The organism is Paenirhodobacter populi, assembly GCF_004022215.1.
GTDB classification, from domain to species: Bacteria; Pseudomonadota; Alphaproteobacteria; order Rhodobacterales; family Rhodobacteraceae; genus Rhodobacter; species Rhodobacter populi.
The window spans coordinates 133,810-141,570 of record NZ_SAUZ01000015.1 but is presented as its reverse complement, the minus strand read 5'-3'; the positions used below and the strand labels follow the sequence as shown (position 1 = coordinate 141,570).

The window sequence follows — 7,761 nt, the reverse complement described above, 5'->3', positions numbered from 1 at the left end:
CGGGTGTGGCAATCCATGACCAGCGCCAGTGCGAGCCATCCCGCCCCGCCCAGACCCGGCACACGTCGGTCGACCAGCGTTCGGGGCCGTGGCCACGGACGGGATCGCCTCGATGCGAGGGCGCATCCCCACCGGTCGCTTTCGAACCTGCCAGCCCTTGAGTTGAAAGACCCGCTGAACCGTGTTCTTGTTGAACCCCGGAAGCCAGGCCACGGTCCTGTAGCCGAAGGACGGTTCCTGCTCGATCGCCTTGATCGGCTCGGCGAAGCGCGGATCGACCTTCGGAGCCGCCTTGGCTGGCCGGTCATAGACGGTCCGGCGGGGCACCCCAAACCAGACGCAGGGCCTGTTCAGTGGCACCTTGATGCCCTCAGCGAGAAGGCCCTGCTGGATGCTCTGGATCATTTGTCGTCCGCATTCGCCATTGGGCTCGGACCGATGGCGCTCCAATGGCTCATTCCAGCAGGGCCCGGTATTTTCTCGCGCACGCAGCTCCAGCATGGCCTCGCCATAGGCCTCCTGCAGGTCCTTCAGCTGCTTCTCGTATTGCCCCCGAATGTCGAGCGGGTTCGCCCGCAGGGAATTCTCCATCCCCCGCTTCGCGTCATCGATCCAGCCCTCGATTTCAGAGGGCGACAGGTCGAAGGACCGGCTGGCCTCGGCCACCGTGGTCTTGCCCCGAATGATCTCGATCACCAGCGCCGTCTTGCGCTCGCCGTCCAGCGCTTGATGCTGTCGTCCATGGTCACACTCATTGCTACGTTCTCCCTTGTAGCATGAGCAGATCTTCACTGGAGCAATACAGTTGGCCGCGTAGGATTGCGGAACATCAGCCATGCTGCACAATGGCATTAATGAGATGGCCCGCCCCGCGCCCCCGCGTATCGTTGGGGGAAACCCCCCGCAAACGAAGAGAAAGGATGTGAACCAAACCTGTCCCCGAGACTGCGACCTTCGGCATAGATATCGGCAAGAAGGTGTTCCACGTTGCCTTCCCGAACGCAGTAGAAGCCGTGTTCAGCATACGAAATTCTCGCGCGATAAACTATTGGCCTTCTTCGATGCCGCGTCGAAAGCTCCGGTGGGCATGGAGGCCTGCCCGGGATCCCAATGGCTGGCGCGGCGACTGGCCGCGATGGGACATGGTGTGCGCATCATACAGGCGCGATTTAATATGGAACCCGAGATGCGGATCTCATCAAGGCCTTGTCGCCAAAAGCAGCTGACTGATCAGAGGCCGGATACATTCACGCAAGCCGGTCGGCCACGCACAAAAACCTTACAACAGCGGAGCGACCATACATTTTCCAAATCTTAGATCGTCAAGCAACCAACAACCAACAGGACGAAGTGTTCGTAGATACAGGCCAAGCCCGTCAAATGCGACAAGCGCCGCAAAAGGATGGCAGCCACCCCTGACAAGTCGCATTCAGCGTCGGACTCTGCAGCTTTCGCGATAGCGGGGTCATACCGTATAAGAGCAGGCTATCACGAAACCTCAAGGTACGTCGCCGCACCAGCAACGGGATTATCTGTGATGACGAGACCCGATGCCCCCCTCAGTGTTCCTTGAGGAACTCTTGAAGCTTCAATGCCTTTTCGCTGCTGTCGATAAGGTTTTCGAACAAGGCCACGATCCTGGGTAGCTCGCCCGCCGACAGAGGCGCGAACTCGATATCGTTCACCTGCTGCTGGATCGGCGCGAGATCTGCAAGCGTGGACCACGCCTGCTCCGTCAGGTTCAGGCAGATCTTGCGGCGGTCCTCGGGATCGACGTCCTTGGTGATCAGCCCCTTCTTGGCCAGACGCGAGGTTGTCGTCGTGACGAAGGCGCCCGACAGATGCAGATGCGCCGCCAACTGGCTGATGATCACGGTGCCACCCCCAGCCGTCAGATGGCCGATGGCGACGAGAACGGTGTATTCGACGCCGCTCAGCCCGATCCGCTGACCGAAGCTCGCCCGCACCGCCTCGTGCCGGGCCAGAAAGCCGAAGGAGGCGTGGATCAGCTTGCGGAACACGGCGTCCGATCCGTCAATCAGTAGCTCGGGGCGGGTCACCGTCATCGGTGCGGGTGCGCGAGGTGGCATCGATCTTCCTTCAGGCCTGCTCGCCGGGCGCACGACAGCGTCGTTCCGCGCGCTGCCCGGATAAGACCACAACTAAACTCCGGCACGGAAATAGCAATTCAAAAAAGCTTTTCTGTGCCGGGATCACGACTTGCCGCAGGTCAGACCAGCGCCATCATCGTGTTGCGGATCAGGCTACCCTCGGCCAGATCACGTGCCGCGCCGCTTGCCACAACCTCGCCCATCGAAAACAGGAAGGCGCGATCGGCAATGGCCAGCGAATGTTTCGACTTCTGCTCGGCCAGCAGGACCGTCAGCCCCTGCTTGCGGAATTCCGAGATGAAATCGAAGATCTGCGCCGTCATCATCGGCGCGAGACCGAGCGAGGGTTCGTCCAGCAACAGCAGCTTCGGACGCGCCAGCAGGGCCCGCGCGATGGCAAGGATCTGCTGTTCGCCGCCCGACAGAAACCCCGCGATACCAGACCGCCGCTCGCCCAGGATTGCAAAGCGTTCATAGGTGGCAACGATCTCCGTTTCGAGCTGTGCCTTGTCACGGCGCAGATAGCCCCCCATCCGCAGGTTCTCCTCCACCGTCATGCGGGTCAGGATGCCGCGCCCTTCGGGAACCAACGCGAGGCCATTCGCCAGATTGCGCTCGGCGTGCATGGGCGCCAGATCCCTGCCCCGGTAGACCACCCTGCCCTGAAACGGCAGCAGCCCGGTAATTGCCCGCATTGTGGTGCTCTTGCCCGCACCGTTCGCGCCGATCAGCGCAACGATCTCGCCTTCGTTCACGTCGAAGTCGATCTTGCGGATCCCCGGGATCGCCCCATAGTTCACCTTCAGATCATGGACCGAGAGGATCATGCGTCTTCTCCCAGATAGGCCGCGATGACGGCGGGATCGCGCTGGATTTCGGCGGGACGTCCCCCCGCGATCTTGCGACCGTAGTTCATCACATGCATCTCGTCGCACAGGTTCATCATGAAGCGCATGTCATGCTCGATAATGAGGATCGACAACCCCTTGTCGCGCAGCCCCTGAAGGGTCTGGCGCAGGTCTTCTGCCTCGTCATGGTTCATGCCCGCGACAGGTTCGTCGAGCAGTAGCAGCTTTGGCTCCATCGCATAGGCGCGGGCCATCTCGACCTTGCGCTGCACACCGTAGGGCAGCGACACCGCGATCCGGTCGCGCACGGCGCTGATGCCGAACAGCTCCATCATCCGCTCGCCGCGCTCGGCCACGGCCCGGGAGGGCAGGATGCGCGACAGCATCGGCGTGCGCGGGGCCTGCGACAGCAGCATGTGTTCCCACACCGTCATCGAGGCGAAGAGGCGGATGTTCTGGAATGTACGCGAGATTCCGGCACGCGCGATCCGGTAGGGCGCGAGGCCCAGAATCTCCTGTCCGTTCAGCCGGACCGAGCCCCGGTCCGGCCGATATGCACCGGTGATGACGTTGAAGATCGTGGTCTTGCCCGCGCCGTTTGGCCCGATGATGCCGGTGATGCAGGCCTGCGGGATATCGAAGCTGACATCCGTCAGCGCCTTGATCCCGCCGAAGGATTGATCGACGTCATGGAATTCAAGGACATTGGCCATCAGTTCGCCCTCCGCCAAAATTTCGCGAGCCCGAAGACATTGCGGTCCAGGATCCCCTGACGCCGCACAAGCAGCACCGCGACCAGCAGCGCGCCAAAGATAGCGATGCGCCAGTCAACGAAATCGCGCAGCAGTTCGGGCAGCATGATCAGCAGCGCCGCCCCGACGATCGACCCCGCTGCGAGGCTAGACCCGCCGAGGATCATCGCCAGAACGAATTCGGTCGAGCGGTCGAAACCGAAGTTTCCGGGCTCGATATACAGGTTCTGATGCGCCAGCAGCGCCCCGGCCACGGCCGCGATCGCCGCCCCGGTCATGAAGGCCATGAGCTTGGTCACCGTGGTGTTCATGCCCACCAGCCCCGCGGCCAGTTCGTCATCGTTGACGGCGCGGATTTCCAGCCACCAGCGCGTGCGCTCGCAGATCATCACGCAGGCCAGCACGAAAGCCGTCCAGCCGAGGATATACCACAGCGGCACGTGCTCCATGCCGCTGAACCCGCCGGCGCCGCCCGTCGGCTCGAAATTGAGAAAGAAGGTCCGCACCATCTCGCCAAAGCCGAGCGTCGCCATGGCGAGGTAGAGCCCTTTCAGCCGAAGGGCCGGAAAGCCGATGATCAGTCCGAACACCGCCGATACGGCAGCCGAGACGACAATGGCGGGTGTCAGCGGCATTCCCGCCGAAACCGTCAGCCAGGACGACAGATACGCCCCGATCGCCATGAACCCGGCATTGCCAAGCGAGAGCTGCCCGGTCGACAGGATCACATAGACCGACAGCGCCCCGAGCAGAAGAATGGACCCGTCGGCGACGAGACCCGCTTGATAAGACGACATCATCACACGCGCCCTCCGGAGGTTTTCGAAGACCCGCCCAGCAGGCCCTGCGGCCGGACGAGAAGGATGGCGATCATCATCCCGTAGACGATGAAATCGCGCATCGCCGCGCCGCCGTAGGCGACCGTCAGCACCTCGAGAATGCCGATGATCGGTCCGGCCAGAAGCGCCCCCCAGATATTGGTGGCGCCCCCGACGATCATCACCGCGATCGCCTTTAGCCCGATATCGACGCCGATATAGGGGGTGATGACCGAATAATGGAGCCCGACCAGAACACCGGCCGCCCCGGCCAACAGCCCCGAGAGAGCAAAGGCCACGAGGATCATCCGCCGCGGCCGGACCCCGAGGATGCGCGAGACGTCGCGGTTTTCGGCGACCGCGCGCAGCCCGCGGCCGATGTCGGTGCGTTGGATCAGCAGCGCGGTCAGCACGCACAGCCCCAGCGTAACCGCGAAAACCACGATCTGCACGACGCTGAGCGACACCAGACCGAAATGGAACCGCGTGTCGAGCCAGCCCTCGAGAGTCAACTGCATCGGGTCCGAACCCCAGGTGTTCGTGGCGAAATTCTGCAAGATCATCGAAAAGCCGAGCGTGCTGAGCATCGGGGTGATGTGGCTGGCATTGCGCAGCGGCTCATAACCGATGCGCGCGATGACCATGCTGATGACAGCCGCAACGGCCATCGCCCCCGGGAGCGCCAGCCACACCGGAACCCCCGACATGATGAGCGAGAACCCGATGAAGGCGCCGATCATGAAGATCTCGGAAATCGCGAGGTTCAGAATGCCGAGAATTCCCATCACCAGCGAAAACGCCAGTGCAATGAGGGTGTAGACCGCGCCGAGCGTCAGCCCGTTCAGAACCTGCTGTATGAAGATGCTCACGCCCATCGGGTTTCCTGTCGTTTCGCCTTGCAAGATCTGCCGCACGAGGGCGGCGAAAAACCTGCAGCACGGGGGCTGCAGGCCAGTTCGGGTTAGTCATTGCGCGCAGGCGTCGGCCTCGGGGCTCGAACATGCGGTTTCGAGCGAGGTCCATTTGCCGTCCTTCGCCTGAACGATGAAGAACGACTTGACCGCATCGCCATCGGCCGCAAAGCGCACCTTGCCGCCGAGGCCGACGAAATCGCTCTCCGATGCCATGTAATCGCGGATTCTGGTCCGGTCGGCGGCCAGATCGGCCGGGGCGGCGGTCACGCCGGCTTCCTTGGCGGCCTGAGCGAACAGGCTGACGATTTCGTAGATATTGGCGTCGAAGAGCGACGGCTCGATCGTGCCGGGCAGGTTCTTTTCAGCGCGCATCAGCGGCGTAACACCGTCGGTGAACGTCTTGACCGCCGGAACATCCAGCCCGGCGAAGAAGGTCGTCGGCGCGACGATCGGCAGTTCGGGATAGGCGGCGAGGATCGCGCTCGACATCAGTTGCGTCGAACCGACGACGGGGGTCTTCATGCCCTGGCGCTTCATCTCGCGCAGCACGGTGATCGCCTGGCTGTAGTCGGCGGACAGGACCACCGCATCGGGTTGCAGCGAGCGCAGCTTCGTCACCTGCGCCGAAACATCCAGATCCCCGGTGTTGAAGGAGATCGGCGTATCCGCGTCGAGGTTTTCTATACCGTTGTCGGCAAGGATCTGCGGGAAGATCTTAGCCCCCGCAGCCGAGGCTGTTGCATCCTTGGCGTCATAGATGATCGCGGCCTTCTTCACGTCGAAGGTCTTGGCGAAGAACGGCACGACGAGCCTGGCGAGCTTGGCCTCGTCGACGGTATTGCGGAACCCCCAGGGGCGGTTCGCGGCAGCGACGCCGGGTTTCGACGAGTTTTGCGACACCGAGACGATGCCGAGTTGATTGGCAACCGGGAAGGCCACCTCGACGGCCGAAGAGGTCGCGGGGCCCGCGACGGCCAGAACCTGATCGTCATCGGCCAGCTTGCGCAGCATCGAGACCGCCTGTGCGGGCTTGGCACCGTCGTCGTAGATGACGATCTCCATCTTCGCGCCATTGATGCCGCCCGCTTCATTCACCTGCTTTTCGAGCATTTTCAAAGCGACCGTATTCGCGCGGCCCCATTCGGCAAACGGCCCCGAGGCCGGAACGATTGCGCCGAATTTTACGGTCTTTCCGGTCAGGTCCTCGGCCTGGACCGCGACCGGAACAGCGGTCATCGCCGCTACCCCCAGAATGGCCGCAGTCATCATGGATTTCAGCATGGGTCTCTCCACTGATGGTTTCGGGGGGCTTGTTTCTGATCGCCCCGGACGTGCCGGTCTCGGCCGGCATTGCCAAGACGCAACATGAGCGGAGGCGGATTATATTTACAAAAGAAATCTTTCACTGAAAGGCATTTTTAGTCTGATATGCACCAGATGCAGCCAAAGGCGGAAAGCAGGCAAAAAACACGCTCAAAAAATACGCCCCCAGAAAACTCCGTCCCGGGAGCCGCCGGTAGAATCGGCGCGAAGAACAACTAACATTCTGTATATTAAATGAATTATTCTATGAATGCGCCTGATGATCGCTCATGTATCGAAGTGAAAACCACAAGGGACACTGAAATTTTGCGCCCGGATTCGCACGAAATTCATGTTTTGTACCTCTATCTTGTGCAAAAATAATATTCAAAAATATAACTATAATACCTTTGTAAGTTAATTAATTTGACAAGCGGACCATGTATCGCCGAGGTTGGGACCATCCTCATGATGACAGGGAAAGGTTCCCCGATGAGCCGCTATGAACATCATTTCGCACCTCAGGCCGACAACGCCCGCGACTTCAGAAATGCGCTCGGCCTGTTTCCGACGGGGGTCGTGATCGTCACCGCGGAGGTGGCGGGCGAGCGGATCGGCATGACGATGAGCTCGTTCAACTCCCTGTCGCTGGACCCCGCGCTCGTGCTGTTCTCGATCGGCAGATCGGCGCGCTCGCTGCCCGCCTGGGAACGTGCCGGTGGCTATGCGATCCATATCCTCTCGGCCGATCAGAGCGGATTGTCGAACCGGTTTGCGCGTCCCTCCGACGACAAGTTCGCGGGCCTCGAAACCGCGCGGGGCGAAACCGGCGCACCGCTGATCGACGGGGCGCGGGCGGTTTTCGAATGCCGCCCCCATGCCATCCACGACGCGGGCGATCACCGCCTGTTCATCGCCGAGGTGACCTCGGTCCATGTGGCGACCGATCGCCACCCGCTGGTTTTCTCGCAGGGGCGTTACGCCTCGCTCAACTGATGCACGGGGCCGGCGCGACC

The 7,761-nt window shown here is 61.7% G+C and carries 8 protein-coding genes; 1 reads left to right on the top strand and 7 read right to left on the bottom strand.

The genetic code is table 11. From position 1 onward, the window contains the following. From D2T30_RS23650 to D2T30_RS13880, 7 genes are all read right to left on the bottom strand, one after another. Positions 1–837 (bottom strand): hypothetical protein (locus D2T30_RS23650; RefSeq protein ID WP_241651282.1); only part of this gene is annotated, 837 nt, incomplete at its 3' end. Between the two features lie 722 nt (positions 838–1,559). Next, positions 1,560–2,090, bottom strand: coding sequence for a MarR family winged helix-turn-helix transcriptional regulator (locus D2T30_RS13905; protein ID WP_128186225.1), 531 nt, complete (start codon positions 2,088–2,090; stop codon positions 1,560–1,562). Between the two features lie 140 nt (positions 2,091–2,230). Then, complete coding sequence (locus tag D2T30_RS13900; RefSeq protein WP_128186223.1) at positions 2,231–2,938, bottom strand: ABC transporter ATP-binding protein; 708 nt, start codon at positions 2,936–2,938, stop codon at positions 2,231–2,233. Beyond that, on the bottom strand, positions 2,935–3,672 hold the full coding sequence (locus D2T30_RS13895) for an ABC transporter ATP-binding protein (RefSeq protein WP_128209350.1): 738 nt from the start codon (positions 3,670–3,672) through the stop codon (positions 2,935–2,937). The genes D2T30_RS13900 and D2T30_RS13895 overlap by 4 nt, the downstream gene beginning before the upstream one ends. Then, on the bottom strand, positions 3,672–4,508 hold the full coding sequence (locus D2T30_RS13890; protein ID WP_206612963.1) for a branched-chain amino acid ABC transporter permease: 837 nt from the start codon (positions 4,506–4,508) through the stop codon (positions 3,672–3,674). Before D2T30_RS13890 ends, D2T30_RS13895 begins: the two co-directional genes overlap by 1 nt. 2 nt (positions 4,509–4,510) lie before the next feature. Further along, entirely contained in the window at positions 4,511–5,404 is an 894-nt protein-coding gene (locus tag D2T30_RS13885; RefSeq protein WP_128209348.1) for a branched-chain amino acid ABC transporter permease, read from the bottom strand. 90 nt (positions 5,405–5,494) lie between these two features. Further along, complete coding sequence (locus D2T30_RS13880; protein ID WP_128209347.1) at positions 5,495–6,724, bottom strand: ABC transporter substrate-binding protein; 1,230 nt, start codon at positions 6,722–6,724, stop codon at positions 5,495–5,497. Between the two features lie 513 nt (positions 6,725–7,237). Here D2T30_RS13880 and D2T30_RS13875 point away from each other — a divergent pair. After that, the gene (locus D2T30_RS13875) at positions 7,238–7,741 is read left to right on the top strand and encodes a flavin reductase family protein (RefSeq protein WP_128209346.1); all 504 of its coding nucleotides are present in this window, start codon (positions 7,238–7,240) and stop codon (positions 7,739–7,741) included. Positions 7,742–7,761: the final 20 nt, after the last annotated feature.